Origin of the sequence: Micromonospora sp. NPDC005205 (genome assembly GCF_040608275.1) — a bacterium.
Lineage (GTDB): Bacteria > Actinomycetota > Actinomycetes > Mycobacteriales > Micromonosporaceae > Micromonospora.
The window spans coordinates 59,893-86,740 of sequence record NZ_JBEXHV010000009.1 but is presented as its reverse complement, the minus strand read 5'-3'; the positions used below and the strand labels follow the sequence as shown (position 1 = coordinate 86,740).

Sequence of the window (26,848 nt, the reverse complement as noted above, 5' to 3'; positions counted from 1 at the left end):
GCCCCGCAGTCGCGAATGGAGGGTGGCTCTGATGGGTGCCGCGTTGCCGACGTTGCTGCTGATCCTGGCCGGGGTGCTGGTGGGCGGCACCTGGTCGCTCTACCGGCAGGGCGCGCCGAAGGCCGCCGTGTTGATCACCGCGGTACTCGCGGTGCTCGCCACTGTCGCCGGCGTGCTGCGGCTGCTGCCGGAGAACGGGTGATCGGGGTGACGACATGAGTGACGTGGTGGTGCTCGACTACGGCTCGGGCAACCTGCGCTCGGCGGAGCGGGCGCTGGCCGCCGCCGGAGCGGACGTCCGGGTGACCGACGACCTGGCCGCGGCGGCTGCCGCCGACGGTCTGGTGGTGCCGGGTGTGGGCGCGTACGCGGCGTGCATGGCGGGGATCGAGGCGCTGGGCGCCGGTCCGGTGATCGCCGAACGGGTGGCTGCCGGCCGGCCGGTGCTCGGCATCTGCGTGGGCATGCAGGTGCTCTTCGAGCACGGTGACGAGCATGGCGTGGTGACCAAGGGGCTGGGGCTGCTGCCCGGCGGGGTGACCCGGTTGGCCGCCGCCCGGTTGCCGCACATGGGCTGGAACACGGTCCGGGCTCCGCGGGAGTCGGTGCTGTTCGCCGGGTTGACGGAGCAGAGCCGGTTCTACTTCGTCCACTCGTACGCGATGGGCGACCCGGCGGCGTTGGTCGCTGCCGGTGCCACTGTGACCACCGCCCACCACGACACGGATTTCGTCGCGGCGGTGGAGCGTGGCTCGTTGTCGGCGGCCCAGTTCCACCCGGAGAAGTCCGCCGACACCGGTGCCGCGCTGCTGCGCAACTGGCTCGCCACGTTGCCCAGCGGTGATTGAGCGCCGTCGCGCGGTGCCCGAGCAACGGGCGTCGCGGTGAGCCGGGAGCGCGCTCGCCGACGGGCGGAGCGGGAGGCGGAGCAGGCCCGGGAACGGGCGGTCCGGCAGCGTCAGGTCGCCCGCCGGCAACGCCGTCGCGCGGTGGTCCGCAGTTTGACGCCACGGCTGCGGCGGGGTCGCTCCGGCCGGCTGGCCCGGCACACTAGGGGTGAGCGGGCCGCGATCGTGCTGCTCACCGGCGCGGCGTTGCTCCTGATCTGGACGTTTGTCGACAACCTGGCGTTGCGTATCGCGCTGATCGCGCTCTTGCTGCTCGTACTGCCGGCGATCGTGGTGATCGCCCTGGACCGTCGTACCTGATCGAGGAGAAGACCTTGAGCCTCACCCTGTTACCCGCCGTGGATGTTGCTGACGGCCGGGCCGTCCGGCTCGTTCAGGGCGCCCTCGGAAGCGAGAGCATCTACGGCGACCCGTTGGACGCGGCGCTGGCCTGGCAGCAGGACGGCGCGGAGTGGATCCACCTGGTCGACCTGGACGCGGCGTTCGGTCGGGGCACCAACGCGCACCTGCTCGCGGAGGTGGTGCGCCAGCTGGACGTGAAGGTGGAGCTCTCCGGGGGCATCCGTGATGACGAGTCGCTGCGCGCGGCGCTGGGCACCGGAGCGGCCCGGGTGAACATCGGGACCGCCGCCCTGGAGGACCCGGTCTGGTGTGACCGGGTGGTCGCGGAGTACGGCGACCGGGTGGCCATCGGGCTGGACGTGCGGGGTAACACCCTGTCGGCGCGGGGTTGGACCCGCGACGGTGGTGACCTGTACGAGGTGCTGGAGCGGTTGGACAAGGCGGGCGCGAGTCGGTACGTAGTGACCGACATCACCAAGGACGGCACGATGCGCGGGCCGAACCTGGATCTGCTGCGCGAGGTGTGTGCCCGTACGGACCGGCCGGTGATCGCCTCGGGTGGGGTGTCCACCCTGGACGACCTGCGGGCGTTGGCGAGCCTGGAGTCGGCCGGGGTGGAGGGCGTGATCGCCGGTAAGGCGCTCTACGCGGGTGCCTTCACGGTGGCCGAGGCGCTGCGAACGCTGGCCGAGGCGTGACGACGACCCGGCTGGGGTCGGGCGGCCCGTGGGAGCAGCGCTACGGGTACTCCCGGGTGGTCCGGGCCGGTGAGCGGGCCTGGACGGCCGGTTGCACGGCGACGGTGGACGGCCGGGTGGTGCACGTCGGTGACGCGGCCGCGCAGACCGCGCAGGCGCTGCGGATCGGGTTGGCCGCGCTCGCCGAGGTGGGTGCGGAGCCGGGCGATGTGGTCCGGACCCGGATGTACGTGACGGACCGGTTGCACGCCGACGAGGTGGGCCGGGCGCACAATGCTGTCTTCGGTGCGGTGCGGCCGGCGGCCACCCTGGTGGTGGTGGCCGGTCTGCTGGACCCGGAGCACCTGGTCGAGGTGGAGTTGGAGGCGTACCTCGGCGATCGCTGAGGTGACCGCCCTCGCGGCCCGCCGGGTGGTCCCGCAGCCCGATAAGTTGTGCACAACTTAATTGTGGGCTACGGTTCAGTGGTGACGGATGACCTGGTGCTGCGCCGGCAGGTGTGCTTCGCGCTCTACGCCGCGTCGCGCGCACTGACCGACGTCTACCGGCCGATCCTCGACGAGGTCGGGTTGACCTACCCGCAGTACCTGGTGCTGCTGGTGCTCTGGGAGCGTCCCGACGACGCCCCCACGGTGTCCGAGTTGGGCTCCGAGCTGCGGCTGGACTCCGGCACGCTCTCCCCGCTGCTCAAGCGGCTGGAGGGGGCGGGCCTGGTGGTGCGGCGGCGGTCGGCCCGCGACGAGCGGCGGGTCGAGGTGGGCCTCACCGAGCAGGGCCGGGCGCTGCGCGAGCGGGTCTGCGATGTCCCGCTGCGGATCGCGCAGGCCACCGGGCTGGGCTTCGGCGAGCTCGTCGCGCTGCGCGACACCCTCACCCGGGTCACCGACACCATCCACCGACAGAAGGAGCAGTGACCACCATGCAGGTTGTCTACACCGCATCCGCGACCGCCACCGGCGACGGCCGGGACGGCCACGTCGAGACCTCCGACGGCACGTTCGCACTCGACCTGGCAGTGCCGAAGGAGATGGGTGGCGCGGGTGGCGCGGCCAACCCCGAGCAGCTCTTCGCCGCCGGTTACGCGGCCTGCTTCCACAGCGCGCTGCGGCTGGTGGCCCGCCGGGCCAAGGCCGACGTGACCGGTTCCGTGGTCGGCGCCGAGGTGGGCATCGGCCCGAACGGCAGCGGCGGCTTCGGGCTCACCGTGCAGCTCGTCGTCGACCTGCCCGCCGCGCCCCGCGAGGTCGCCGAGCAGATCGTCGAGCAGGCCCACCAGGTCTGCCCGTACTCCAACGCCACCCGTGGCAACGTCGACGTCACCCTCACCGTCCGCGAGACCCTGGCCGCGTGACCTCGCGGCCCCAGGCCCCCATCCGCGGACGAGAGGACGACCACCCTGTGACCAGCAACCGCGAGATCCACCTGGCCAGCCGCCCCCAGGGCTGGCCCACCGAAGACACCTTCCGGCTCGTCGAGACCGAGGTGCCGACGCCCGGACCGGGCCAGATCGTGGTCCGCAACCAGTACATGTCCGTCGACCCGTACATGCGCGGACGGATGAACGACGTCAAGTCGTACGTGCCGCCGTTCGCGCTCGACGCGCCGCTCGACGGTGCCGCGATCGGTGAGGTGGTGGCCAGCGAGGCGGCGGACGTCGCCGTCGGGACCACAGTCCTGCACGGGCTGGGCTGGCGGGAGTACGCGCTGCTCGACGCCGCCGCGGCCCGCCCCGTCGACCCGAGCATCGCCCCGGCCAGCGCGTACCTGAGCGTGCTCGGCATGATCGGTTTGACCGCGTACGCCGGGCTGCTGGAGGTGGCCGCGATGAAGCCCGGCGAGACGGTCTTCGTCTCCGCCGCGGCCGGCGCGGTGGGCAGCCTGGTCGGCCAGATCGCCAAACTCAAGGGCGCCGGCCGGGTGATCGGCAGTGCCGGCTCGCCGGCCAAGGTCGAGCGGCTGCGGGCGCTGGGCTTCGACGCCGCCTTCGACTACCACGACGGGGTCCGCGAGTCGCTGCGGGCGGCCGCCCCGGACGGCGTCGACGTCTACTTCGACAACGTCGGCGGCGACCACCTGGAGGCCGCCATCTCGGTCATGAACCTGCACGGTCGGGCCGCCATCTGCGGCATGATCTCGCAGTACAACGCCACCGAACCGTCGGCCGCGCCGCGCAACCTGGCGCTGGTCATCGGCAAGCGGCTCACCCTGCGCGGCTTCCTGGTCAACGACCACAACGACGTGCGGGCGGCGTTCGTGCGCGACGTCTCGGGCTGGCTGCGCGACGGCACGCTGTCCTACGACGAGACGATCGTGGACGGCATCGAGAACGCACCGAGCGCGTTCCTCGGCCTGCTGCGCGGCGACAACCTCGGCAAGATGCTCGTCCGCGTGTGACGCAGACCTCTCTCGCGGCGGTCGACCCGATCGGGTCGACCGCCGTGCCGCGTCCGGAGGATAGGCTCGCGGCATGACGGTGGCGGTACGGGTGATCCCGTGTCTGGACGTGGACGCCGGGCGGGTGGTCAAGGGGGTCAACTTCCTCGACCTGCGTGACGCTGGCGATCCGGTGGAGCTGGCCGCCGCGTACGACCGGGCCGGCGCGGACGAGTTGACCTTCCTCGACGTCACGGCGTCCTCCAGCGACCGGGGCACCATGCTCGACGTGGTGCGCCGCACCGCCGAGTCGGTGTTCATCCCGCTGACCGTCGGCGGTGGGGTCCGGCAGGTCGGCGACGTGGACACGCTGCTACGCGCCGGTGCGGACAAGGTCGGCGTGAACACCGCCGCCATCGCCCGTCCGGAGCTGATCGCCGAGATCGCCGACCGGTTCGGCAGGCAGGTGCTCGTGCTCTCCCTCGACGTGCGGCGCTCGCCGAACGGCGGCACGCCCAGCGGCTTCGAGGTCACCACCCACGGGGGTCGGCGTGGCACCGGCATCGACGCCGTGTGGTGGGCGCACCGGAGCGCCGAGTTGGGCGCGGGGGAGATCCTGCTCAACTCGATGGACGCCGACGGCACCAAGGCGGGTTTCGATCTGGAGCTGATCGCCGCGGTGCGCGCGGTGGTGGACGTGCCGGTCGTGGCCAGCGGGGGCGCCGGTGAGGTGGCCCACTTTCCGCCAGCGATCGGCGCCGGCGCGGACGCGGTGCTCGCCGCCAGCGTCTTCCACTTCGGAGAGCTGACCGTCGCCGAGGTCAAGGACGCGCTGCGCCTCGGCGGCCACCCGGTGCGCTGAGCAGCTCAGCGCTCGCCGGACTGCCCCTCCGGTGACCGACGCGGGGTCGGAATCGAACGGACCGCGTACTCCTGGACGGCGGCCGCGTGGTCGGCCTCGTCCAGGATCCAGTCCGCGCTGCCGGGCGCGTGCCGGCGGGTCAACACACCCTGCACGGTGTCCACTGTGGTCGCGACACCCGCACGCGGGCGGGTACGCCACAGCTGCTCACCCTCGGCGGTGATCCGGAACCAACCGTCGGCGACGCTGACCAGCCCGGCGCCGACCAGCCGCTGCACCGCGGCCTCCACCTCGTGTCGCTGCGGAATCGCATGGTTGAGGTGGTCGGCTGTGGAGAGCACGTCGGTCAGGCGGACGCCCTCCGGCCGGCGGCTTGTCGCCGACCGACGGTGCCGTCCGGCGCCGCTCGCGATGACGAGCGACACGAAGATCCAGGCGTCGTTCCAGCGCCAACCGTTCTCCCCCATGCACAGATGATGACGGCGCGCGTCGCGGAAGGGAACACCCACCCACGAACCGGTGCGCGGGACCACCCCCACGTACCGGTTCGCGAACGGTCGGTGAGGTTCAGCCGGCCGGGGCGGCCGGCGCGGAGTTGCCCGGCGGGGGCGCGGCAGTGTCCGGTGCGGCAGCCTCCGGCACGGCGAACAGCGGAATGAAGAACTGGGCCAACGGACCGATGGCCAGTGCGTACGCGACGGTCCCCAGACCGACGGTGCCGCCGAGCAGCCAGCCCAGCGCCAGCACTGTGACCTCGATGACGGTGCGCACCAGTCGGATCGACAGGCCGGGTCGGCGGGCCACGTACCCGGTCATCAGACCGTCGCGGGGGCCGGGCCCCAACCGGGCGCCGAGGTAGAGAGCGGTGGCGGCGCCGTTGGCGACGATCCCGCTGACCAGCATCGCGATCCGGACGCCGAGCGGCCCGCCCGCGGGCAGCAGGACCAGTGTGGCGTCCACGACCAGGCCGATCACCACGACGTTGCTGACCGTGCCGAGGCCGGGGCGCTGCCGCAGCGGGATCCAGAGCAGCAGGACCAGCGCACCGACGGCGATGGTGACAGTGCCGAAGGAGAGCCCGGTCCGCTTGGAGAGCCCCTGGTGGAACACGTCCCACGGGTCGAGGCCCAGGCCGGAGCGGATCATGAGGGCCATGCTGACGCCGTAGACAATGAGCCCGAGGTAGAGCTGGACCAACCGTCGAACCGGCCGGTGTCGCAGATTGCCAAGCAGTGCCATGCGTGCCACCCTAGGTGCCAATCCTCGTCGAGGAAGATGCCAATATTCGAGGAGTGGCTATGACCGGGCAGGTGCGCGGCGTCCAATTGGCCCGTCTGCTCGGGCAGTGGCATGCCCTGCCGGGCCGCCGCCGCAGCCCCGACTACGCCGCGCTGGCCGGCTCGGTGCGCGGGCTCCTCGCCGACGGCCGGCTGCCGCTGGGCGTCCGCCTCCCGGCCGAACGGGAGCTGGCCGAGGCGCTGCGGATCAGCCGGACCACGGTGACCGCCGCCTACCGGCAGCTACGCGAGACCGGGCACCTGGCCAGCCGGCGGGGCGCCGGCAGTTGGACGATGCTGCCCGGCAACCACCGGGTGGCCAGCACCGGCCTGTGGACCCCGCTGGACGACCGGGAGATGCTCGACCTCGGTGTCGCCGCGCTGGCCGCACCGCCGCAACTGCTCTCGGCCGCGCGAGCCGCAGCCGAGGACCTGCCCCGCTACCTGAGCGGGGCCGGTTACCACCCGACCGGCGTCATCGAGCTGCGCGAGGCGGTGGCCGACGGGTACACCGCCCGAGGTCTGCCAACCTCGGCCGACCAGATCATGGTCACCAGCGGCACCCAGCACGCACTGGATCTGGTGCTGCGGCTTGCCCTGACCCCGGGCGGCACCGTGCTGGTCGAGTCCCCGACCTACCCCAACGCCCTCGCCGCCCTGGCCGGCCGTCGGGCTCGGATCAGCACCCACGGGCTGGCCGCCGACGCCGGCTGGGAACCCGACCTGCTGCTGGGCAGTCTCCGACAGACCCGGCCCAAGCTGGCCTACCTGATTCCCGAGTTCCAGAACCCGACGGGTCACCTGATGCCCGCCTCACTGCGCGAGCGCGTGGTGGCCGCCGCGCACGCGGTCGGCACCGATCTGATCATCGACGAGTCCTTCGTGGACCTGTCGATGGACGGCACCGAGGTGCCACCCCCGGTCGCCACCTACGACCGGCACAGCCGGGTGATCAGCATCGGCGGGATGAGCAAGCCCTACTGGGGTGGCCTGCGGATCGGCTGGGTGCGCGCGTCCGCGCCGCAGGTGCAGCGGCTGGCCGCCGTGCGGGTCGGGGTCGACATGGCCAGCCCGGTGTTGGACCAACTGGTCGCGGTGCACCTGCTCGCTCACGCCGAGGCCATCGTCGCCGACCGGCGCGTCCAGTTGGCCGTCCAGCGGGACGCCCTGCTCGGCGCGCTGGCGCACCAACTGCCGGAGTGGCGGGTCACAGTGCCGCGGGGTGGCGTGACGCTGTGGGCCGAGTTGGACGGCCCGGTCTCGAGCGCGTTGGCCCGGGCCGCGGAGGAGGTCGGCGTACGGCTGGCCCCCGGCCCACGGTTCGGCCTGGACGGCACCATGGAGCGGTTCCTGCGGCTGCCGTTCACCCTGCCCGCGGCGGACCTGGTGGAGGCCGTGGGGCGGATCGCGGCGGTGCGTTACGACCTGGACCGTACCGGCCGCCAGCGGTGGCGGGAGCCCGCCGTCATCGCCTGAGCCAGCGCCGAACCACCAGCGGCATCCGCCAGCACCATTATGCCGGGAATGCGTCATCCGCCCCAGCTCGGCTGTCAGACTCCCCTGGTGGGCCAGGACAGCGGGACACGCGGGGTCCGCCGCAGTGCGCCGGGCTCGCGGGCGACCCCGCTGGAACTCTTCTACGACCTGGTCTTCGTCTTCGCGTTCCTGCACGTCACCACGGTGGCCTCCGCCAATCCGACCGCCCGTGGCCTGGTCCAGTGCCTGGTGCTGCTGGCCCTGCTCTGGTGGTGCTGGTCGGCGTTCGCCCTGCTGGGCAACCTGATCCGTACCGACCAGGGGATCGTCCCGGCGGTCGGCTTCGTCACCATCGCCGCCGCCTTCGTGCTGGCGCTGAGTCTGCCGAAGGCGTTCGTCGACCGTCCCGGTGGGCTGTTCGGTCCGCTGGTCTTCGCGACCTGCTACTTCCTCGTCCGGGTGAGCGAGAGTGTGATCTTCCTGTGGATCGGCCGCCGGAACCGCGACGTGCGTCGACGCTGGCAGCTGCTCGCCCTGCCGGCGGTCGTGGCCACGGCCCTCATCGTGGCCGCCGGGCTGCTGCCGCAGCGGCTCTTCGACGGAACAGCCGAGTCGGTGGCCCGCCTGCTGTGCTGGCTCGCGGCCCTCGGCGTGGAGTACGGGGCCGGCCTCGCGCTGCGGGGCACCGGGTGGACAGTGCTCTCCGCCGGGCACTGGGCGGAGCGGCACGGTCAGATCGTCCTGATCGCTCTCGGCGAGGCCATCATCGCACTCGGGTTCAGTCCCAGCGGAACCGCCGGTCTGCCGCTGACCTGGCCGGTGCTGATCGCCGCGGTGCTCGGCATCGCGGTGGCCGCGGCGATGTGGTGGGCGTACTTCGACACCCTGGCGCTCGGCATGGAACAGACCCTGCACCGCACCCGCGACCCGGACGCTCGCGCGGCCCTGGCCCGGAACGCCTACAGCTACCTGCACCTGCCGGTCATCGCCGGCGTCATCCTGTTCGCGCTCGGGCTCAAGGGGCTGATCCACGAAGGCGCCGATCCCACCACACCGAGCTGGGGCGTACCGCTGCCGAGCTTCGACCTGCTGGCGCTCTACGGTGGGGTCGCGCTCTACCTGCTCGCGCTCATCGTGCTCGGCCGGCGGATGCTCGGCGCCCCCCGCTGGCCCACGATCGGCGGGATCCTGCTGCTGATTGTGCTGGTGCCGGCTGCCGGGTCGCTACCCGAGCTGATCGCCTTGGCCATGGTGGCCCTCGCCACGGCGGTGGCGGTCGCGGCGCAGACGGTTGTCGACTCCCGGCGCCGGGCCGGGGTTCGGCAGACGGCGTTCGAGGAGCAGCTCGCCGCGGAGGAGGAGCACACGAGGTGGCGGGGCCACCACCTGTGAGGGCCCCGTGCCGGCGGGGAGCCGGGCACGGGACCCTCGGTCGGCTCACAGCTCGGCGAGCGTGCCCGCGTACATCTTGTCGATCTCGGTGGCGAAGTTGCTCTCCACCCCACGCCGCTTGATCTTCAACGACGGGGTGATCTCGCCGTCCTCGATCGTCAGGTCGCGCGGGAGGATGGCCACCTTCTTGATCGTCTCCCAGCGGTTGAGCTTGGAGTTCAGCTGGGCGACGTACTCCTCGACCATCGTCTGGGCCTCAGCCGACGTGACGATCTCGGTGTAGCTGCGCCCCTCCAGCGGGCCGCCGGCGACCCAGCCCCGGATGGCGTCCGGGTCCAGGGTGACGAGCATCGTGCAGAAGTTGCGGGCCTGACCCACGACGACCGCCTGCGAGGTGTACGGGCAGATGGCCTTGAACATGCCCTCGATGTGCGACGGTGCGATGTACTTGCCGCCCGAGGTCTTGACCAGGTCCTTCTTGCGGTCGGTGATGCGGAGGTAGCCCTGCTCGTCCAGGGTGCCGATGTCACCGGTACGGAAGAAGCCCTCCTCGGTGAACGAGGCGGCGGTCTCCTCCGGCAGGTTGTGGTAGCCGCGCATCACCGGCCGACCCCGCACCAGGATCTCCCCGTCGGTGTCGATCTTGCACTCCAGGTCGCCCATGGCCCGGCCCACGGTGCCGATCCGCAGCCCGGCCGGCGGGTTGACGAAGTTGCCCGCGCTGGTCTCGGTCAGGCCGTAGCCCTCGGAGATCGGCAGGTTCGCGGCGGCGAAGAAGGTGGCGATCTCCGGGCTGAGCGGCGCGGCACCGGACACCAGCACCCGCATCCGGCCGCCCAGACGGGCCTGGAGCTTGCTGAACACCAGCTTCTCGGCCAGCCCGTATCGCACCTTCAACCCGGCCGGCACCGGCTTGCCGGCCTGCTCCAGGGCGATCTTCTCCTTGCCGACGCCGACGGCCCAGCCGAAGATCTTCGCCTTGGCGCCGCCGGCGCCCTGCGCGGTGGTCACTGCCTTGTTGTAGACCTTCTCGAACACCCGGGGAGCGCCGCACATCAGCGTCGGGCGGATGACCGAGAGAAGCTCGACCAGCTTGTCCACCCGCCCGTCGACGTAGGTGGGCAGGCCGACGTGGATGGCGCCGCAGAGCAGGGTCTTGCCGAACGAGTGGGCCAGCGGCAGCCACAGGTACTGCAGGTCGTCGTCGCGCAGCAGCCCGACCTCCGCCTGCGCCACCGCCTCCCAGCACCAGCCGCCGTGCAGCAGCTCGACGCCCTTGGGCTGGCCGGTGGTGCCGGAGGTGTAGATCAAGGTGGCCAGGTGGTCCGGGCCGATGCCGGCCACCAGCATGTCGATCAGCTCCGGCTCGGCGGCCAGCGCCTGGGTGCCGCGCTCCTCCAGGTCGGCGAGCGTCAGCTGCGCGACAGCGGCGTCCGGGTCGACGGCGCCGTCGAGAAGCACCACGTGGGTGAGCGCGGGCAGGGTCGCCCCGGCGATCTTCGCCGCCTGGGCCGGGTTCTCCGCGAACAGCACCTTCGAACCGGAGTCGGCGATGATGTACGTCGCGTCGGCCGGCTCGGTGGTCGGGTAGACGGTGGTGGTCGCGCCGCCGGCACACATGATGCCGAGGTCGGCGATCACCCACTCCAGCCGGGTGTTGGCGAGGATCGCGACCGGGTCCTCCTGGCCGACGCCCAGGCCGTGCAGGCCGGCGGCGACCGCCTTGGCGCGCTGACCGACCTGAGCCCAGGTCAGCCAGACAGGCCCCGAGTCGTCGGGGTTCGGGGACGCGAACGCGTGCCGGTCGGGGGTGGCCGCCACACGCTTGAGGAACATGTCCGGGATGGAGCGGTACGGTACATCGAGAGCCATCGCTGTAGCCGCCTTCGGGGGTGGTGGCGTGACGGTCGTCACGTCATGATGGTTACCGAACAGTATTGCCTGTCACCGTGCATCGGCTAGCCCTGGTGATCGTCCGGCCGGCCCATCTCACCAAGCGGTACGGCCGATCAGGCGTACCGGGCAGCCACCACTGACCAGTCGTAGGTGGCCCGGACCCAGTTGCGCCGGGCGGCCAGGGCGTCGCGGATCCCGTCGTCGTCGGTGGTCCGCAGCGCCTCCTCCGCGTCCAGGTACGTCGCCAAGCCCTGGTTGAACCGGTCTGCCGCACTCCGGAGCGCCGTCACCTCGTCCGCGTCGCTGTCCTGGGCGAGCACCGTGACGAGGTTGTGCGCGTCCGGGTCGACCTGGCTCTCCTTGCTGTAGGAGAAGAGGTCGTTGCACCAGCAGACCAGGTCCACCGCCAGCAGGTCCAGGGCAACCAGCCCCGGGTTGGCGCGCTGGGTCGGCCCGGTGGGCCGCGTCGACGCCAGGTCGGTCAGGGTGAGGCAGGGATGCACGCCCCCGATGTGCCGGCGTAGCTGCACGTACTCCGCCACCTCGGGTACCCGCCGACGCTCCCGGTTGCCAGCCTCCCAGAGCAGCGCCAACAGGTACTCGCGCATCTGGCTGACGAACCGCAGCAGCAGCCCGGCGTGATCGTGCAGTCGGGTCCGGCGGCAGAGGTCGTGCAGCGCGTCACCCAGTGGCCCGACGGCGGGCGGTGCGACGTACGGGTCACCGCACCGGTCCAGCACGTCGAGCAGTGTGCTGATCGCCGGGCCCAGTCGGACCGGGTCGGCACCGAGGCCGTCCTCGTCGCAGGCGTCGTCCATGACGAAGAGCCAACTGATCAGGTCAGTGAGCAGCCGCAGGCCCTCCACCGAGCCGTCCAGGCAGGCGCGGCCGGCAAGTCCCGCGGCGTCGGCCCGTTCCAGGCGGTGCGCCCGTTGGCTGGAATCGACCAGCCCGAACGTGCGCGCCCAGTCGATACTCTCGCCCGCTACCTGGTCGGTGGCTTCGTGGCGTCCCGTGGGAAACGGGGGTTCCCGCAGCGCCGAGATCGCGAAGTCCCGCACAGTGAGCCCCCACTCCGTGCCGCCCGGCGCGGAGCGGCGCGGTGAAGCGTACGGGAGGAGGTATCTGCATGTATCGCTGGGTGTGGGAAATTCCACAGCCGTTTGGTGACCGTTTACGTACAGGCAGTCACATTCCCAGGTCGGCGGCCCGCAGTCGCCGAGCCGCCTCCGCCGAACCGTTCAGCTGGACCCGGGCCACCCGTTGCCGGCCGGAGAAGAACAGCACCAGTTCGGCCGGGGGGCCGACCAGGCGCAGTGGCTCCCCACCGCGACCGAGGGAGACCTCGCCGTGGCCGGGCGCCTGCACGTAGAGGTCCGCCGGAAAGCGCCGCAGTGCCAGCCGGGCCATCGGGGCCGCGCGTTTCCAGAGGGCGCCCTGCAGGCCGGTGGACAGATCGCGCGGCTGCCACCCGGAGCCGGCACGCCGGACGTCCTCGTGATGGATGAAGAACTCCATCGTGTTGGCCACCTCGTCGGTCAGCGGGTTGCTGACCGGGCTCCACAGCGGCGGTCGGCGCACCTGTGCCACCAGTTCGGGGTAGGGCCGTGCGGCGAGTCGCCGACGGACCCGCTCGGAATAGCCCCGTAGCGGCGGCAGCACGATCCCACCCGCCGCGTCCGGACGGCGCTCCCGCAGCACCAGATGCGCGGCGAGGTCGCGGGTCGCCCAGCCCTCGTTGACAGTAGGGGCGTCCGGCCCGAGGGCCAGTAGAAGATCGGCCAGCGCCTCGCGCTCGGCTCGGGCGTACCGCGGCATGGCCCGATCGTAGGCCCGGTGGTCCGTCGGCGCGCGGCGGCCGACGCCGGTCGGCACCTGCGGCACGCCGCCGCCCGGTACGTGATGGTCGACATATGCAGTCAGGGTCGGCGGCATTGGCCCCGAGCGGTAAGGATGAGGGAGATAATTGCGGCTTACGGCGGGGGAGAGCGTGGCGAGCAAGACAAGTCGGGACGTTCTCAGTCGAGGGCTGGGCGTCCTGCGGCAGGCGATCCGTGAGCAGCCGCGGATCTTTTCGGTGGCGGTCGTCGGCAGCGTGCTCTTCGGCGGGATGATCATTGTCAGCGCCCGGGTCGTCGGGTCGGTCATCGGTGAGGTGGCGCTTCCGGCCATCGAACGTGGCGAGGTGGGCGCCGGCACCCTGGCGCTGGCCGCGGCCGCGTTGTTCGGGATCAGCGTGCTGCGGGTGGCGGGCATCGTCGGCCGCCGGCTCGGCGCCGGCTACATGCAGTACCGCCTCCAGGCCTCCTACCGCCGCAGGGTGACCCGTCGGTACCTGGAGCTGCCGCTGTCCTGGCACCACCGCAACTCCACCGGCACCCTGCTGTCCAACGCCAACTCCGACGTGGAGGCGGCCTGGTACCCGATCGCGCCGCTGCCGTTCGCCGTCGGCACGTTGGTGATGCTGGTCGGCGCGATCGTGTCGCTCTTCGCCACCGACTGGGCGCTCGCCCTGGTCGGGCTCGCGGTCTTCCCCGCCCTGTTCGCGCTCAACGTCGTCTACTCCCGTCGGATGGCCCCCCGGCAGGCCCGGGCGCAGCGCCTGCGCGCCGAGGTCAGCGGCATCGCCCACGAGAGCTTCGACGGTGCCCTGGTGGTCAAGACGATGGGCCGCGAGGCCCAGGAGACCGCCCGGTTCGCGGGCCGCGCCGGCGAGCTGCGCGACTCGCTGATCGCGGTCGGTCGGCTGCGCGGCATCTTCGACCCGCTGCTGGAGACGCTGCCCAGCCTCGGCACCCTGGCCGTACTGGTGGTCGGGGCGTTCCGGTTGCGGCAGGGCGCGATCAGCGTGACCGAGCTGGTCAGCGTGGCTTTCCTCTTCACCGTGCTGGCCTTCCCGGTGCGGGCCATCGGTTGGGTGCTGGCCGAGCTGCCGCGCAGCGTCGCCGGCTGGGACCGGGTGCGCCGGGTGCTCGACGCCACCGGCGAGATGCCGTACGGGCAGCGGGTGCTCGACCCGGACGGCGCCGGCCCGGCCACCCTCACCTTCACCGACGTGCACTACTCCTACCCGCCGGCCGAAGCGCACCCGCCCGGTGCGCAGGTCCTCGGCGAGGTCGGCTTCACGGTGCCGTCCGGTCGGACGGTGGCCCTGGTGGGGCCGACCGGCGCCGGCAAGTCCACCATCACCTCGCTGGCGGTGCGCCTCGTCGACCCGGACTCCGGCACGGTGAGCCTGGACGGCGTGGACGTGCGCGAGCTGACCTCCGCGTCGTTGGCCGGCACTGTGGCCCTGGTCGCCCAGGTGCCCTTCATCTTCGACGACACGGTCCGCGCCAACATCGCCCTCGACCGGCCCGGTGTCGACGACGAGGTGGTCTGGGCGGCGCTGCGGCTGGCCGAGGCGGACGGTTTCGTCGCCGCGCTGCCCGACGGTCTGGACACCATGGTCGGCGAGCGGGGCACCTCGCTCTCCGGCGGTCAGCGGCAGCGGCTCACCCTGGCCCGCGCGCTGGCCGGTCGACCGCGCCTGCTGGTGCTCGACGACGCGACGAGCGCTGTCGACCCCCGAGTGGAGGCGGCCATCCTGGCGGGGCTGCGGTCCTCGACCACGCAGACAGGCGTTCCCGCCGCGTCGATCCTGGTGGTGGCGTACCGCCGGGCCACCATTGCGCTCGCCGACGAGGTCATCTACGTGGAGCAGGGACGGGTGGTCGCCCGGGGCACCCACAGCGAGTTGTTGGCCACCGTGCCCGGCTACGTCGACCTGGTCACCGCCTACGAGCAGGCCGAGGTGGAGCGGGCACAGGAAAGTTCCTACGGCGACGACGTGGCGCCGCTGCCGTCGGGCCTGGAGATCGAGGTGGACCGGTGACGGCGAAAGGCGAGATGGACGACGCCCGGCAGGAGACGACCTGGCAGACGCTGCGTCGCGGCCTGGCGCTCTCCCCGGAGCTGCGGATCGGTCTGGCCGGCACGTTGGCCCTGGCGTTGGTCTACATGGTGGGTCGGGTCGCCGTGCCGGTCGCCGTGCAGCAGGGCATCGACCGGGGCCTGGTCGGTGGTCTGAATCTGAACGTGGTGTGGACGGTGGTGGCCGTCACCGCGGCGATCCTGACGGTCACCACGATCTGCGGCTACCTGATGATGCGCCGGCTGTTCACCGTCAGCGAGACGGCGCTGGCCAACGTCCGGACGCGCGCGTTCCGCCACGTGCACGACCTGTCGATGTTGCACCAGCAGTCGGAGCGACGCGGTTCGCTGGTCTCGCGGGTCACCAGCGACGTGGACCAGATCACCCAGTTCCTCCAGTGGGGCGGGGTGATCCTGCTGGTCAACCTCGGTCAGCTGGTGGTCACCACAGCCGTCATGCTGGCGTACTCCTGGCAGTTGACACTTGTGGTGCTGGCCGCGTTCCTGCCGGCGGTGTTCGTCATCCGGCAGTTGCAACGTCGCCTCGGCGGCGCGTACGCGACGGTGCGTCAACGCACCGGGACGTTGCTCGGCGCGATCGGCGAGAGCGTGGTGGGCGCGCCGGTGATCCGGGCGTACGGGATCGCCGGGCGCACCGAGCGGCGGCTGGACGAGGCGATCGACAGCCAGCGGCTGGCCCAGCAGCGGGCGATCCGGATCAGCATCGTGGGCAGCTCGGTCGGGGAGTTGGCGGCAGGGTTGGCGCTGGCCGGCGTGGTGGTGCTCGGCGTGCTGTTGGGGGTGGACGGCACGCTGTCGATCGGCCAGCTGACGGCGTTCCTCTTCCTGGTGACGCTCTTCATCCAGCCGGTGCAGATCGCCACCGAGGTGCTCAACGAGGCGCAGAACGCGATCGCCGGGTGGCGTCGGGTGCTGGACGTGCTGGATGTCGCGCCGGACGTGGCCGACCCGGGGGAGCAGGGGCGGGAGCTGCCGGGCGGGCCGTTGGACATCCGGTTCGCCGGTGTGCGGTTCGCCTATCCGGGTGGTCCGCCGGTGCTGCACGACATCGATCTGGAGATCCCGGCGAAGAGTCGGGTGGCGGTGGTCGGTGAGACGGGCAGCGGCAAGACCACGTTCGCCAAGTTGCTGACCCGGCTGATGGATCCGTCGGCCGGGGCGGTGCTGCTGTCCGGGGTGCCGCTGACCGACGTCCGGTTCGGCTCGCTGCGCTCCCGCGTGGTGATGGTGCCACAGGACGGGTTCCTCTTCGACGCGACGGTGGGGGACAATGTCCGGTTCGCCCGTCCGGAGTTGACCGACGAGCAGTTGAGCGCCGCCTTCACCGAGCTGGGCCTGTCGGACTGGCTGGAGGGTCTGCCGGCGGGCCTGGACACCCCGGTCGGGGAGCGCGGTGAGGCGCTCAGCGTCGGGGAGCGGCAGCTTGTCGCGTTGGCCCGTGCGTACGTGGCCGACCCGGACCTGCTGGTGCTCGACGAGGCGACCAGCGCGGTGGACCCGGCGACCGAGGTGCGGTTGCAACGCACGCTGGACGCGGTCACCCGGGGTCGGACCACTCTCGCCATCGCGCACCGGCTCTCCACGGCGCAGGCCGCCGACGAGGTGATCGTGGTGGACCGGGGTCGGGTGGTGCAGCGCGGCCCGCACGACGAGCTTGTTCGCGACGCCGACTCGGTGTACGGCCTGCTCTACGCCTCCTGGCTGGAGCAGACCCGGTGAGGTGCGGCGGTGTGGTGGACGCGGGCGGGCGAGTGCTCTAGGCTCCGGGTTAGGTAAGCCTAACCTTCGAAGGAGGTCGCGCCCATGCGGCCCAACTCCGCCGAGATCGTCCGTACCCTCGTCGCCGGCCGCCTGCCCGGCCTCGTGCACCTGGCCCACCGGCCGGGCCCGCACCACGCCCGGCACGTCACCGACTCGGACGGGCGGGTGCTGCTGCTGGTGCCGGTGACCAGCCACCTGGCCGCCGCCCTGCAACCGGCCGCCGGGGGCAGCGACGTCGCTGTCGTGCTCGACGTGCTCGACCTGCCGCCCGCCGCCGGCGCGCCCGGCCTGGGTCGCGCCTGGGTGTCCGGCTGGGCGGCCGAGCTGCGCGGCGACGAGGCCCGCCACGCGGCGGTCGAGTTCGCCGCGGTCGAGCCGACCGGCGACCTGCTCGACCTGGGCACCCGGTTCCGGCTGTTCCGCTTCGAGGTGGTCGAGGTCCGCTGGGAGCGGGCCGGCGTCGTGCACCGGATCGACCCGGTGGAGTACGCCGAGGCCGAGCCGGACCCGGTGCATCCGGTCGAGGCCCGGCTGCTCGCCGACCTCGCCGAGTGCCACGGCGCCCAGGTGACGGAGTACCTGCGCCAGCAGCTCGGGTTGACCGAGCAGACCCCGGACGGGCCGCCCCGGGTGGTGCGCATCGACCGCTACGGGCTGGTGGTGGCCCTCGGCCGACCCGGCGCCCGGCGTCGGGTCCGGCTGGCCTTCCCGGGCCCGGTGACCGACCCGGCCGACCTGCCACAGCTGCTGCCACCGCTACAACCAACCGCCGACGCCCGCCCCCCGCACTAACCGCCCCGCGCCCCGCCCAAGCCCCGCCGCGCCCCCGCCCCGCCCCAGGCCCGCGTCGATCTTGCAATTCTGGTTGCTGTTACGCGTGGTGTGTCCCTTTGGTCGGGGCAGAAAGTGCAAGATCGCGCGGGGCGTTCGAGGTTGAGCGGGGCGTTGGCGGGTCAGGTTGGCAGCGGGCCGGTGAGGTAGCGCTGGATCGTGGGGCCGATCGCGGCCACCAGGGTTTCCGGGTCCGCCGAGGCGACCGGCTCAAGGCGCACCACGTGCCGCATCATGGCCAGGCCGATCATCTGGGTGGCCACCAGGGAGCCCCGCAGCGGTAGCTCGACCGGGTCGACGTCGAGGTTTTCCAGCACCCGGCGCAGCACCTGGGTGGTGACGAACTCGCGCAGCAGCCGAGCGGTCCACTCGTTGCTCACCGCGGAGCGCAGCAGTGCCTGTGCGGCGCTGCCGGCCGGGGAGTCCCAGACGCCGAGGAAGATGCGCACCATCCGCTCACCGACGCCGTCCCGGTCGCCGGCGAGCACCCTCGGCACCAGTTGACCGGGGTCGACCGGAAAGTTCATCGCGGCAAGGAAGAGCTGGTCCTTGCTGCCGAAGTAGTGGTGCACGAGCGCCGGGTCGACCTGCGCCGTGCCGGCGATGCCCCGGATCGAGGCGGCGTCGTAACCGCGTTCGGCGAACGCCGTCCGCGCCGCGTCGAGAATCGCCTCCCGGGTGCCCGGGTTGCCGGGTCGCCGGCCGGTCCGCCGCGTCATCGCCGCCCTTCGTTCGTCCGCCTCGGCCCGTCGTGCCGGCCCGGCCCACGCCGGGGTCGGCTGCCGCGCCGGCCGCCGCCCCCGGCGCTGGCGGTCAGCCGCTGCGTCGGCGCAGGGTGGCCGCCGCGAGCACCAGCGCCAGCACCACCGCGCCGAGAACCACGGCGACGTCGCGCCACATCCGGCCGGTCGGTTCGGCGTGGGCGCCGACCTCCTGCAACGCCTCGATGGCGTACGACAGGGGGAAGGCGTCGCTGAGCGCCTGGAGCCAGCCGGCCATCTGGTCACGGGCCACGAACAGCCCGCAGAGCAGCAGTTGGGGGACCACCACGACTGGCAGGAACTGTACTGCTTGGAACTCGGTGCGCGCGAAGGCACTGCACAGCAGCCCGAGGGCGACGCCGAGCACGGCGTCGAGCACGGCGATCCCGATCACCAGCCCGATGCTGCCGGCGGTCTCCAGATCGAAGATCCAGTACGCCACCGCGGCGGCGACGGCGGCCTGCACGGCGGCGGCCAGCCCGAACGCGATGCCGTACCCGAAGAGCAGATCGAGCTTGCCCAGCGGCGTGGTGAGCAGCCGCTCCAGCGTGCCCGAGGTGCGTTCCCGCAACATCGCGATGCTGGTCACCAGAAACATGATCACGAAGGGGAAGATGCCGAGCATCACCAGCGCGATCCGGTCGAAGGTGGTGGGTTGGCCGGGCGGGGTCGGTTGGTCGGCGTACATGAAGTAGACCAGGGTGAGCAGGACGGCCGGCACCACCACGAGCAGCGCGATGGTCCGCCGGTCGTGCCGGAGCTGACGGAGGATGCGCCCGGTGGTGGCGGCGAGAATTCGCGCGTTCATGCTGTCTCCCGTGCGGCTGTCGCGTCGGTGCTGGTGGAGGCGGTCTCGCCGGCCCGGATGAGCCGCAGGAACGCCTCGTCGAGGTCGTCCACACCGGCGGCGGCGCGGATCGCGGCGGGGCTGTCATCGGCGATCAACCGCCCCTGGCGGATCAGCAGCAGTTGGTCGCAGCGTGCCGCCTCGTCCATCACGTGGCTGGACACCAGCAGGGTGGTGCCGGCGGCGGCCATCGCGTGGAACCGGGCCCACAGATCGGCCCGCAGCACCGGGTCCTGGCCGACGGTCGGCTCGTCGAGGATGACCAGCTCCGGCTCCCCGACCAGGGCACACGCCAGCGAGGCTCGGCTGCGTTGACCACCGGAGAGGGTGGCGACCAGTTGACCGGCGGCCTCGGTCAGCCCGACGTCGCTGATCGCCCGGTCGGCCTCGGCGCGCCCCCGCCCGTACAGGGCCGCGAAGTAGCGGGCGTTCTCCCGGACGGTCAGGTCGGCGTAGACGCTGGGCGCCTGGGTCAGGTAGCCCACCCGGTGCCGCAGCGCGGGGGTGCCCGCCGGTTGACCGAGCACTGTGACCGTCCCGCCACCGACCAGCTGCACCCCGACCACCGCACGCATGAACGTGGTCTTGCCACTGCCGCTGGGGCCGAGCAGTCCGGTGACCGCGCCGCGCGGGACCCGGCAGCTGATGCCGTCCAGCACCCGCCGCCCACCCCGGTCCACGACCAGGTCTCGGACGGCTATCGCATCGTCCATCATGCACCTCCGCATAAACTCATCACCTGTTGAACTCAACGCTAGATGAAATATCGCGCCGGGCGCAACGCCCGCAGTGGTGTCGGGCGGGGCGACCGTCGCGCGGAGCGCGAGAACGGGCAGTAGGCTCCGGACCGGACACGAAGTCCGCCAACGGGCATTGCGCGCCGATCGGACGTACGGCACGATGGCGCGGTGGGTCACGCTCCGTTACCGGATAGCGGTTTTCTTGAGGATTGGGCCGCGCGGTTGCGGCAGGCCGCCGAGCGGCCGGTGGTCGGCATCCTGTTGCGCGGCAGCCACGCCCGCCGCGCCGCCACCGCGCACAGCGACGTCGACCTCGACGTGTTGGTCGGCGGTGCCCCGTACGCGGCCCGCCGGGCCTACCTGGACGAGTCCGCAGGCCAGGTCACTCACGTATCGGTGGCCGCCCGGGACATCCGGTCCTGGGTGCACCGTCTGGGCGAACCGGCCGACTGGGCCTTCGGGCTGCCGGTCACCGCGCCGGCACGGCTGCTCTGGGCCGACCCGCACTGGCGGCCCCGGATCGACCTGCCGGTGCTCTGCCAGCCCGCCGAGCCACCGCGACTGGAAGAGATGATCGCCACGCTGGGTAAGGCCGCCGCCGCCCGCGCGGCCAGCGACCGTCTCGGGGTCCGGCTCGCCGTCGCCGACCTGGCGCGGCTCTGCCCCTCGGTGCTGCGGCCGGCCAACCCGTCCGTGCGGGTCCACTCCCGCCGGGCGGCCTTCGCGGCGGCCCTGGAACTGCCGGTGGCACCACCCGGCTACCGGACGGACATGGTGCTCTGCCTCGGGCTGCGCCCGGGCGCGACCGGGCAGCTCTGGGCCGCCGCCGTACGGCTGGTCGCCGGCACGCTGCCGTTGATCAGGCCGTACGCCGAGGAGATCGCCGACACGGCCGGCGCGGACCTGGCCGCCGCCCTGGTCGACGGCCGGCTGGACCGCTACGTCGCCCAGCTGGCCCGGCCAGCCGGGCCCTTGTCGCAGTCCGGGCTCTCGTCGCAGTCCGGACCCCTGTCGCAGTCCGGGCTCTCGTCGGAGCCTCGGCCCTCGTCGCAGCCATGGCTCTCGGGGCCTCCGCCGCAGCCGTGGCGGGAGCGGTCGGCGGTGCCCGCGCCGCGTGCGGGAGAATTGGTGACTGTGCCCGTACCTGATCCGCCGGTGACCGGCGTTCCCAGCGATCCGAACGAGCTGGCCGCGCCCGCGACGGCGCGCCCGTCCCGGCTCGCCCCGGCCATCGCCGCCCAGTTGCGCCGCACCGCCGACGGTCTGGTCGCCGCCGTGGTGCGCGCGCACGACTCCGGTGAGGTGCTGATGGTCGCCTGGATGGACGACGAGGCGTTGCATCGCACCCTCACCACCGGCCGGGCCACCTACTGGTCGCGCAGCCGCCGCGAATACTGGGTCAAGGGCGCCACCTCTGGGCACCACCAGTACGTGCGGTCGGTCGCCCTGGACTGCGACGGGGACGCGCTGCTGGTGAGCGTGGACCAGGTCGGCGCGGCCTGCCACACCGGCCACCGGACCTGCTTCTTCACCGAGCTGCCCGTCTCTACTCCGGAGGCACTGCCATGACCGACGGCACCGTCAGCCCCGACCTGGCCACCTTCACCGAGCTGGCCGCCGACTGGCGGGTGGTGCCGGTCACCCGGCGGCTGCTGGCCGACGCGGAGACCCCGGTCGGGGTCTACCGGAAGTTGGCCGGTGGACCGGGAACGTTCCTGTTGGAATCGGCCGAGCAGGGTGTCGGCTCGGCCGGCATGGCCTGGTCGCGGTACTCGTTCATCGGCGTACGCAGCAGCGCGACCCTGATCGCGCGCGACGGCGTGGCGACCTGGCTGGGCCAGCCGCCGGCCGGCCTGAGCACCGAGGGTGACCCGGTGCGGATGCTGCGCGAGACGGTGGCGGCGCTGGCCGGCCCGGTCGGGGACCCGTCCGACGGTCTGCCGCCGCTGACCGGGGGCATGGTCGGCTACCTCGGCTACGACCTGATCCGGCGCTTCGAGCGGTTGCCCGAGCTGACCGAGGACGACCTGGGCGTCCCGGAGCTGGGCATGATGCTCGCCACCGACCTGGTGGTGCTCGACCACTACGACGGCTCCGCGATCCTGGTCGCCAACGCGGTGCTGCCGCCGTTGGACGCCCCGGACCGCGCCTCGCAGGTCGCCGCCGCCTACCACCACGCGGTGGGCCGGTTGGATGCGATGACCACGGCGCTGTCCCGGCCCATCCCGCCGATGATCTCCACGGTCGAGCGTCCGCCGGCCGGCGAGGTGCTCTGTCGTACGCCCGACGGCGGCTACCCGAAGGCGGTGGACGCGGCCAAGGAGGCGATCAGGGCCGGTGAGTGCTTCCAGATCGTGCTCTCCCAGCGCTTCGAGCGGACGACCCACGCCGACCCGCTGGACGTCTACCGGGTGCTGCGCACCAGCAACCCCAGCCCGTACATGTACCTGCTGCGCTTCGACGGGTTCGACATCGTCGGCTCGTCCCCGGAGGCGCACCTGAAGGTCACCGGGGCCGCGGACGGGCAACGCCGGGCGTTGTTGCACCCGATCGCCGGCACCAGGCCGCGGGGCGGCACCCCCGCCGCCGACGCCGCCCTCGCCGCCGAGCTGCTCGCCGACCCGAAGGAACGAGCCGAGCACGTGATGCTTGTCGACCTCGGCCGCAACGACCTGGGTCGGGTCTGTCAGCCCGGCAGCGTGGAGGTGCCCGAGTTCGCCACCATCGAGCGTTACAGCCACGTGATGCACATCGTCTCCACCGTCACCGGGACGCTGCGTGACGACCAGAGCGCCTTCGACGCGTTGGCCGCGACCTTCCCGGCCGGCACGCTCTCCGGGGCGCCCAAGGTGCGCGCCATGGAGATCATCGAGGAGTTGGAGCCGGTCCGTCGTGGCCTCTACGGCGGCACCGTCGGCTACTTCGGCTTCGGCGGCGACCTGGACATGGCGATCGCCATCCGGACCGCGCTCATCCGCGACGGCCGCGCCTACGTCCAGGCCGGGGCGGGGGTGGTCGCCGACTCGGACCCGGCCGCCGAGGACCAGGAGACGCGGAACAAGGCGGCGGCCGTGCTGGCCGCGATCGCAGCCGCCGAAACCCTCCGGCCGGCTCGGTGAGCGCGAGGAGTTCGGCGCAGCGTTGCCCCGCAGTCGCTGACGAAGGACCAGCACGGTGAGCGCGAGGAGCGCGGCGGCGCAGCGGTGCCTGGCGGTCGCGGACGATGGGATGAGCTCGTGAGCGGCGGGGAGCGGTCCGTCGTGGGCCGGCGCGCGTTGACGTACGCCGTGCTGCTCTGCCTGGCCGGCGCGGGCCTGGCGCTGTGGGCCGCGACGCGCGGTTGGTCGGTCGAGCTGACGGTACGTCCGGCGCCGCTGCCGCCGGTGCGTGACACCCGCAGCGGTGCGAGCCTGCTGCCCTGGCTGCCGGCGTTGGCCCTGGTGACCCTGGCCGGGGGTGGCGCGGTGCTGGCCACCCGGGGCCGCCTGCGTCGGGTGCTCGGGGCGCTGCTCGGCGTACTCGGTCTGGCTGTGGCGGCCGGCGGCGGGTACGGGCTGGTGGCCGACGTGAGCGGCGCTGTGAGCCGGCAGTGGCCGGCGCTGTGCCTGCTCGGCGGCCTGTTGGCCGCCGGCGGAGGCTGGTGGACGGCGGTGCGTGGCGGTGACTGGCCGGCGATGGGCGCCCGGTACGAGCGTCCGGCGCGGAGCGCGCCGCAGGACGCGCCGGCGCAGAGCGACCCGACCGGGCCGCCGACGCCGTTGGCGGGGCGTCGGACCACCGAGGCGTGGGACGCGCTGGACCGGGGCGAGGACCCGACGGCCGACTGACGCGGTGCGCCCGCTGATCGCGGTGGCCCGCTGCTCGACTGGCCCGGTGGTCGCGACGCGCGGCTGACGCGCAGGCCGGAGGTTTGTCAGCCGACCGGCTGGCGCTCCCACTGGGTGCGGCTACTGGCGACGCGGGCGGCGGTCAGCTCTTCGACCAGGCGGTTGAGTTCGGCACGCTGGTCGGCGCGGGCCCGGTCGGCGCAGACCGCCTCCCAGGCGTTGCCCCGTGCTGTCCGCATCCGTCCCTCGCCCACCACGGCCCGTTCCACGGTGTGCACCACGCCGACGGCGAGCGATGCCACCGTCCGCGAGATCGTGGTCAGTCCGATGGTCGGGTGCGGCTCGGAAATGCTCATGATCACCTCGCGCGAGGAGTTGCGACGGTCGGGGCAGGCGCGCCATCGAGTCTGCCTGAGGACGATGCTCGCCCGTCGACGTTTCGCCGCGGTGACCACCCGGTCAACTGTCTCGCCTTGTCCGTGACCAGGGCCGTCCGGCAAACCTTGAGCTTGCTCACAACATCGACGGGCGTCGTTGCTGTCGCGCGCCGAGCGGTAACTGATGGCATGATCGATGGACCGGCCCGGTCTGACCGCGGCCGCCAGGCTCCATACCGCGTGGCGGTGATCGATACCGGAGGTGGCGCTGCGTGACAACCCCTTCACGGCAAGTCGGCCATTATGCCGCAGCCCTTTTCGTGAGCAGCGCCATACCCCCGGCATTCGGCGTCGGTCGGCTGCCCCTAGCATCGGCCCATGACGCCCGGAGAGGGGAGTCCGTTCGTGACTGCTGAGCATGCGCACGCGGAGGGGGACGAGGCCGGCCAGGCAGCGTCCGTAAGCGTGCTCGACGAGATTCTGGCCGGCGTGCGTGAAGACGTCGCCCGACGCCAGGAGCAGGTTCCGCTGGAGCGGATCCGTGAACTGGCAGCGGCGGCGCCGCCGCCCATGGACGCGTACGCGGCGCTGCGCAAGCCCGGCGTGGCCGTGATCGCCGAGGTTAAGCGTTCGTCGCCGTCCAAGGGCCGGCTGGCCGAGATCGCCGATCCGGCCGACCTCGCCGTCGACTACGCGGCCGGTGGGGCGCGGGCGATCAGCGTGCTGACCGAGGGGCGCTGGTTCGGCGGTTCGCTGGACGACCTGGCGGCGGTCCGTGCGGCGGTCACCGTGCCGGTGCTGCGTAAGGACTTCGTGGTCTCCAGCTATCAGATCCACGAGGCCCGCGCGCACGGCGCCGACCTGGTTCTGCTGATCGTCGCCGCACTCGAGCAGAACGTCCTGATGGGCCTGCTGGAGCGGATCGAGTCGCTGGGCATGACCGCTCTGGTCGAGGTGCACGACGAGGAAGAGGCCGACCGCGCGTTGGAGGCCGGCGCGCAGGTGATCGGGGTCAACGCCCGTGACCTGCGTACCCTGGAGGTCGACAGGTCGGTGTTCGAGCGGATCGCGCCCGGCCTGCCCAGCAGCGTCGTCAAGATCGCCGAATCCGGCGTTCGTGGCCCGCACGACCTGATCCGGTACGCCTCCGCGGGCGCCGACGCGGTCCTCGTGGGCGAGGGCCTGGTCACCCAGAAAAGCCCCCGCGAGGCGGTCGCCGAGTTGGTCAACGCCGGCAACCACCCGGCAACGCCCCGGCCGGTGCGCTGACCCCGCGCCGGGCTGACGTCCCACCGAGAGGATTCCCGATGAGCGCCGACGCGCTGGCCCCGGTGGCCGGCCCGCAGCCCGACTCCGCCGGCCACTTCGGCCGCTTCGGCGGTCGGTTCGTTCCCGAGGCCCTGGTGGCCGCGTTGGACGAGCTCGACGGGGCGTGGCGTACGGCGATGGAGGACGAGTCCTTCCGGGCGGAGTTCGGCGCGCTGTTGCGCGACTACGCCGGCACGCCTTCGCTGCTCTACGAGGCCCGGCGGTTCTCCGCGAAGGTCGGCGCGCGGGTGCTGCTCAAGCGCGAGGACCTCAACCACACGGGTGCGCACAAGGTGCGCAACGTGCTCGGCCAGGCGCTGCTCACCAAGCGGATGGGCAAGACCCGGGTGATCGCGGAGACCGGCGCCGGTCAGCACGGTGTCGCCACCGCGACCGCCGCCGCCCTGTTCGACCTCGAGTGTGTGGTCTACATGGGCGAGGTCGACACCGAGCGGCAGGCGCTCAACGTGGCCCGGATGCGGATGCTCGGCGCGACAGTCGTCCCGGTCACCAACGGCTCGCGCACCCTCAAGGACGCGATGAACGAGGCGATGCGCGACTGGGTGGCGAACGTCGACGAGACGCACTACCTGATCGGCACCGCCGCGGGCCCGCACCCGTTCCCGGCGATGGTGCGCGACTTCGTCCGGGGCATCGGAGACGAGGCCCGTCGGCAGTGCCTGGACCTCACCGGCGGGTTGCCGGACGCCGTCACCGCCTGCGTCGGCGGCGGCTCCAACGCGCTGGGCATCTTCCACGCGTTCGTGGGCGACGAGGCCGTTCGGCTGTACGGCTTCGAAGCCGGTGGCGACGGGGTGGCCACCGGCCGGCATGCGGCGAGTATCACCGGCGGGTCGGCCGGGGTGCTGCACGGCACCCGTACCTTCGTGCTCCAGGACGCCGACGGGCAGACCCTGGAGTCGCACTCGATCTCCGCCGGCCTGGACTACCCGGGCGTCGGCCCCGAGCACGCGTGGCTGCACGACACCGGCCGGGCGAACTACCTGCCGGTCACCGACGACGAGGCGATGGCCGCGTTCGAGCTGCTCTGCCGTACCGAGGGCATCATCCCGGCGATCGAGAGCGCGCACGCGCTCGCCGGCACCGTCGCGCTGGCCCCGAAGCTCGCCGCGGAGCTGGGCCGGGAGCCCACCATCGTGGTCAACCTCTCCGGGCGGGGCGACAAGGACGTGCACACCGCCGGCGACTACTTCGGCATCCTCGACAAGGAGCGGTGAG

28 protein-coding genes and 1 pseudogene are annotated in these 26,848 nt (G+C 72.5%); 20 read left to right on the top strand and 9 right to left on the bottom strand.

Annotated features, from left to right (window positions below; translation table 11 throughout):
• The 9 genes from ABZU43_RS18140 to hisF all read left to right on the top strand — a co-directional run.
• A partial coding sequence (locus ABZU43_RS18140; RefSeq protein ID WP_355007812.1) for a hypothetical protein occupies window positions 1–202 on the top strand: 202 nt, incomplete at its 5' end.
• Between the two features lie 13 nt (window positions 203–215).
• Window positions 216–848, top strand: a complete 633-nt coding sequence (hisH, locus tag ABZU43_RS18135; RefSeq protein ID WP_355007657.1) for an imidazole glycerol phosphate synthase subunit HisH — start codon at window positions 216–218, stop codon at window positions 846–848.
• Window positions 849–884: 36 nt separating this feature from the next.
• Window positions 885–1,208, top strand: coding sequence for a hypothetical protein (locus ABZU43_RS18130; RefSeq protein WP_355007656.1), 324 nt, complete (start codon window positions 885–887; stop codon window positions 1,206–1,208).
• A 14-nt stretch (window positions 1,209–1,222) separates the two neighbouring features.
• The gene (priA, locus tag ABZU43_RS18125) at window positions 1,223–1,948 is read left to right on the top strand and encodes a bifunctional 1-(5-phosphoribosyl)-5-((5-phosphoribosylamino)methylideneamino)imidazole-4-carboxamide isomerase/phosphoribosylanthranilate isomerase PriA (protein WP_355007655.1); all 726 of its coding nucleotides are present in this window, start codon (window positions 1,223–1,225) and stop codon (window positions 1,946–1,948) included.
• Window positions 1,945–2,334 (top strand): RidA family protein, encoded by a 390-nt coding sequence (locus tag ABZU43_RS18120; RefSeq protein ID WP_112582733.1) that lies wholly within the window; start codon window positions 1,945–1,947, stop codon window positions 2,332–2,334. Before priA ends, ABZU43_RS18120 begins: the two co-directional genes overlap by 4 nt.
• Window positions 2,335–2,415: 81 nt before the next feature.
• Complete coding sequence (locus tag ABZU43_RS18115) at window positions 2,416–2,862, top strand: MarR family transcriptional regulator (RefSeq protein WP_355007654.1); 447 nt, start codon at window positions 2,416–2,418, stop codon at window positions 2,860–2,862.
• A gap of 5 nt (window positions 2,863–2,867) precedes the next feature.
• Window positions 2,868–3,299, top strand: coding sequence for an organic hydroperoxide resistance protein (locus ABZU43_RS18110; protein ID WP_355007798.1), 432 nt, complete (start codon window positions 2,868–2,870; stop codon window positions 3,297–3,299).
• A gap of 47 nt (window positions 3,300–3,346) precedes the next feature.
• A complete protein-coding gene (locus tag ABZU43_RS18105; protein ID WP_355007653.1) occupies window positions 3,347–4,342 on the top strand; it encodes an NADP-dependent oxidoreductase in 996 nt (331 codons plus the stop codon).
• A gap of 73 nt (window positions 4,343–4,415) precedes the next feature.
• Window positions 4,416–5,183, top strand: coding sequence for an imidazole glycerol phosphate synthase subunit HisF (hisF, locus tag ABZU43_RS18100; protein ID WP_355007652.1), 768 nt, complete (start codon window positions 4,416–4,418; stop codon window positions 5,181–5,183).
• Window positions 5,184–5,188: 5 nt separating this feature from the next.
• On the opposite strand, the gene ABZU43_RS18095 is transcribed toward hisF, so the two are convergent.
• Both ABZU43_RS18095 and ABZU43_RS18090 read right to left on the bottom strand, forming a co-directional pair.
• Window positions 5,189–5,650: a hypothetical protein gene (locus ABZU43_RS18095; protein ID WP_355007651.1), complete on the bottom strand. Its 462-nt coding sequence runs from the start codon at window positions 5,648–5,650 to the stop codon at window positions 5,189–5,191.
• A 100-nt stretch (window positions 5,651–5,750) separates the two neighbouring features.
• Window positions 5,751–6,422: a hypothetical protein gene (locus ABZU43_RS18090; RefSeq protein ID WP_355007650.1), complete on the bottom strand. Its 672-nt coding sequence runs from the start codon at window positions 6,420–6,422 to the stop codon at window positions 5,751–5,753.
• Between the two features lie 59 nt (window positions 6,423–6,481).
• Between ABZU43_RS18090 and ABZU43_RS18085 the strand changes: the two genes are divergently transcribed.
• Complete coding sequence (locus ABZU43_RS18085) at window positions 6,482–7,936, top strand: PLP-dependent aminotransferase family protein (RefSeq protein ID WP_355007649.1); 1,455 nt, start codon at window positions 6,482–6,484, stop codon at window positions 7,934–7,936.
• 48 nt (window positions 7,937–7,984) lie between these two features.
• The gene (locus tag ABZU43_RS18080) at window positions 7,985–9,328 is read left to right on the top strand and encodes a low temperature requirement protein A (RefSeq protein ID WP_355007648.1); all 1,344 of its coding nucleotides are present in this window, start codon (window positions 7,985–7,987) and stop codon (window positions 9,326–9,328) included.
• Between the two features lie 45 nt (window positions 9,329–9,373).
• Here ABZU43_RS18080 and ABZU43_RS18075 read toward each other — a convergent pair whose 3' ends face one another.
• The 3 genes from ABZU43_RS18075 to ABZU43_RS18065 form a co-directional block, all read right to left on the bottom strand.
• Window positions 9,374–11,200: a long-chain fatty acid--CoA ligase gene (locus tag ABZU43_RS18075; RefSeq protein ID WP_355007647.1), complete on the bottom strand. Its 1,827-nt coding sequence runs from the start codon at window positions 11,198–11,200 to the stop codon at window positions 9,374–9,376.
• Between the two features lie 137 nt (window positions 11,201–11,337).
• A complete protein-coding gene (locus ABZU43_RS18070) occupies window positions 11,338–12,285 on the bottom strand; it encodes a terpene synthase (protein ID WP_355007646.1) in 948 nt (315 codons plus the stop codon).
• A 127-nt stretch (window positions 12,286–12,412) separates the two neighbouring features.
• Window positions 12,413–13,042: a TIGR03085 family metal-binding protein gene (locus ABZU43_RS18065; RefSeq protein ID WP_355007645.1), complete on the bottom strand. Its 630-nt coding sequence runs from the start codon at window positions 13,040–13,042 to the stop codon at window positions 12,413–12,415.
• Between the two features lie 172 nt (window positions 13,043–13,214).
• Between ABZU43_RS18065 and ABZU43_RS18060 the strand changes: the two genes are divergently transcribed.
• The 3 genes from ABZU43_RS18060 to ABZU43_RS18050 all read left to right on the top strand — a co-directional run bounded on the left by ABZU43_RS18060 (window position 13,215) and on the right by ABZU43_RS18050 (window position 17,710).
• Window positions 13,215–15,098 carry an ABC transporter ATP-binding protein gene (locus ABZU43_RS18060; protein ID WP_355007644.1) on the top strand — a complete coding sequence of 628 codons (1,884 nt, stop codon included), beginning with the start codon at window positions 13,215–13,217 and terminating at the stop codon, window positions 15,096–15,098.
• A 14-nt stretch (window positions 15,099–15,112) separates the two neighbouring features.
• A complete protein-coding gene (locus tag ABZU43_RS18055; RefSeq protein ID WP_355007797.1) occupies window positions 15,113–16,876 on the top strand; it encodes an ABC transporter ATP-binding protein in 1,764 nt (587 codons plus the stop codon).
• 84 nt (window positions 16,877–16,960) lie between these two features.
• Window positions 16,961–17,710, top strand: coding sequence for a DUF2470 domain-containing protein (locus ABZU43_RS18050; RefSeq protein WP_355007643.1), 750 nt, complete (start codon window positions 16,961–16,963; stop codon window positions 17,708–17,710).
• A gap of 161 nt (window positions 17,711–17,871) precedes the next feature.
• Here the strand turns inward: ABZU43_RS18050 and ABZU43_RS18045 are convergent, their stop codons facing one another.
• The 3 genes from ABZU43_RS18045 to ABZU43_RS18035 form a co-directional block, all read right to left on the bottom strand.
• A complete protein-coding gene (locus ABZU43_RS18045) occupies window positions 17,872–18,468 on the bottom strand; it encodes a TetR family transcriptional regulator (RefSeq protein WP_355007642.1) in 597 nt (198 codons plus the stop codon).
• Between the two features lie 94 nt (window positions 18,469–18,562).
• Complete coding sequence (locus ABZU43_RS18040; RefSeq protein ID WP_355007641.1) at window positions 18,563–19,318, bottom strand: ABC transporter permease; 756 nt, start codon at window positions 19,316–19,318, stop codon at window positions 18,563–18,565.
• Window positions 19,315–20,070: an ABC transporter ATP-binding protein gene (locus tag ABZU43_RS18035; RefSeq protein WP_355007640.1), complete on the bottom strand. Its 756-nt coding sequence runs from the start codon at window positions 20,068–20,070 to the stop codon at window positions 19,315–19,317. The genes ABZU43_RS18040 and ABZU43_RS18035 overlap by 4 nt, the downstream gene beginning before the upstream one ends.
• Before the next feature lie 597 nt (window positions 20,071–20,667).
• Between ABZU43_RS18035 and ABZU43_RS18030 the strand changes: the two are divergent.
• The 4 genes and pseudogenes from ABZU43_RS18030 to ABZU43_RS18015 all read left to right on the top strand — a co-directional run.
• Window positions 20,668–20,952 (top strand): annotated as a pseudogene (locus ABZU43_RS18030) (phosphoribosyl-AMP cyclohydrolase); the annotation flags it as partial.
• 300 nt (window positions 20,953–21,252) lie between these two features.
• Entirely contained in the window at window positions 21,253–21,666 is a 414-nt protein-coding gene (gene hisI / locus ABZU43_RS18025) for a phosphoribosyl-AMP cyclohydrolase (RefSeq protein ID WP_355007796.1), read from the top strand.
• Window positions 21,663–23,216: an anthranilate synthase component I gene (locus tag ABZU43_RS18020; protein ID WP_355007639.1), complete on the top strand. Its 1,554-nt coding sequence runs from the start codon at window positions 21,663–21,665 to the stop codon at window positions 23,214–23,216. The genes hisI and ABZU43_RS18020 overlap by 4 nt, the downstream gene beginning before the upstream one ends.
• Window positions 23,217–23,333: 117 nt before the next feature.
• Window positions 23,334–23,924 (top strand): Trp biosynthesis-associated membrane protein, encoded by a 591-nt coding sequence (locus tag ABZU43_RS18015; RefSeq protein WP_355007638.1) that lies wholly within the window; start codon window positions 23,334–23,336, stop codon window positions 23,922–23,924.
• Window positions 23,925–24,010: 86 nt separating this feature from the next.
• Here the strand turns inward: ABZU43_RS18015 and ABZU43_RS18010 are convergent, their stop codons facing one another.
• Complete coding sequence (locus ABZU43_RS18010) at window positions 24,011–24,280, bottom strand: hypothetical protein (protein ID WP_355007637.1); 270 nt, start codon at window positions 24,278–24,280, stop codon at window positions 24,011–24,013.
• A gap of 486 nt (window positions 24,281–24,766) precedes the next feature.
• On the opposite strand from ABZU43_RS18010, the gene trpC reads away from it, so the two are divergent.
• A complete protein-coding gene (gene trpC, locus ABZU43_RS18005) occupies window positions 24,767–25,570 on the top strand; it encodes an indole-3-glycerol phosphate synthase TrpC (protein WP_030334428.1) in 804 nt (267 codons plus the stop codon).
• Between the two features lie 38 nt (window positions 25,571–25,608).
• Window positions 25,609–26,847, top strand: coding sequence for a tryptophan synthase subunit beta (gene trpB / locus ABZU43_RS18000; RefSeq protein WP_355007636.1), 1,239 nt, complete (start codon window positions 25,609–25,611; stop codon window positions 26,845–26,847).
• Window position 26,848 lies beyond the last annotated feature (1 nt).

What these genes read in the sequence shown, in the direction of transcription:
- hisH (WP_355007657.1), top strand. Translation starts at nt 216, where the DNA reads ATGAGTGACGTGGTGGTGCTCGACTACGGCTCGGGCAACCTGCGCTCG.
- ABZU43_RS18110 (WP_355007798.1), top strand. Translation starts at nt 2,868, where the DNA reads ATGCAGGTTGTCTACACCGCATCCGCGACCGCCACCGGCGACGGCCGG.
- hisF (WP_355007652.1), top strand. Translation starts at nt 4,416, where the DNA reads ATGACGGTGGCGGTACGGGTGATCCCGTGTCTGGACGTGGACGCCGGG.
- ABZU43_RS18095 (WP_355007651.1), bottom strand. Translation starts at nt 5,650, where the DNA reads ATGGGGGAGAACGGTTGGCGCTGGAACGACGCCTGGATCTTCGTGTCG.
- ABZU43_RS18090 (WP_355007650.1), bottom strand. Translation starts at nt 6,422, where the DNA reads ATGGCACTGCTTGGCAATCTGCGACACCGGCCGGTTCGACGGTTGGTC.
- ABZU43_RS18085 (WP_355007649.1), top strand. Translation starts at nt 6,482, where the DNA reads ATGACCGGGCAGGTGCGCGGCGTCCAATTGGCCCGTCTGCTCGGGCAG.
- ABZU43_RS18080 (WP_355007648.1), top strand. Translation starts at nt 7,985, where the DNA reads ATGCGTCATCCGCCCCAGCTCGGCTGTCAGACTCCCCTGGTGGGCCAG.
- ABZU43_RS18075 (WP_355007647.1), bottom strand. Translation starts at nt 11,200, where the DNA reads ATGGCTCTCGATGTACCGTACCGCTCCATCCCGGACATGTTCCTCAAG.
- ABZU43_RS18065 (WP_355007645.1), bottom strand. Translation starts at nt 13,042, where the DNA reads ATGCCGCGGTACGCCCGAGCCGAGCGCGAGGCGCTGGCCGATCTTCTA.
- ABZU43_RS18055 (WP_355007797.1), top strand. Translation starts at nt 15,113, where the DNA reads ATGGACGACGCCCGGCAGGAGACGACCTGGCAGACGCTGCGTCGCGGC.
- ABZU43_RS18050 (WP_355007643.1), top strand. Translation starts at nt 16,961, where the DNA reads ATGCGGCCCAACTCCGCCGAGATCGTCCGTACCCTCGTCGCCGGCCGC.
- ABZU43_RS18045 (WP_355007642.1), bottom strand. Translation starts at nt 18,468, where the DNA reads ATGACGCGGCGGACCGGCCGGCGACCCGGCAACCCGGGCACCCGGGAG.
- ABZU43_RS18040 (WP_355007641.1), bottom strand. Translation starts at nt 19,318, where the DNA reads ATGAACGCGCGAATTCTCGCCGCCACCACCGGGCGCATCCTCCGTCAG.
- ABZU43_RS18035 (WP_355007640.1), bottom strand. Translation starts at nt 20,070, where the DNA reads ATGGACGATGCGATAGCCGTCCGAGACCTGGTCGTGGACCGGGGTGGG.
- ABZU43_RS18020 (WP_355007639.1), top strand. Translation starts at nt 21,663, where the DNA reads ATGACCGACGGCACCGTCAGCCCCGACCTGGCCACCTTCACCGAGCTG.
- ABZU43_RS18010 (WP_355007637.1), bottom strand. Translation starts at nt 24,280, where the DNA reads ATGAGCATTTCCGAGCCGCACCCGACCATCGGACTGACCACGATCTCG.
- trpB (WP_355007636.1), top strand. Translation starts at nt 25,609, where the DNA reads ATGAGCGCCGACGCGCTGGCCCCGGTGGCCGGCCCGCAGCCCGACTCC.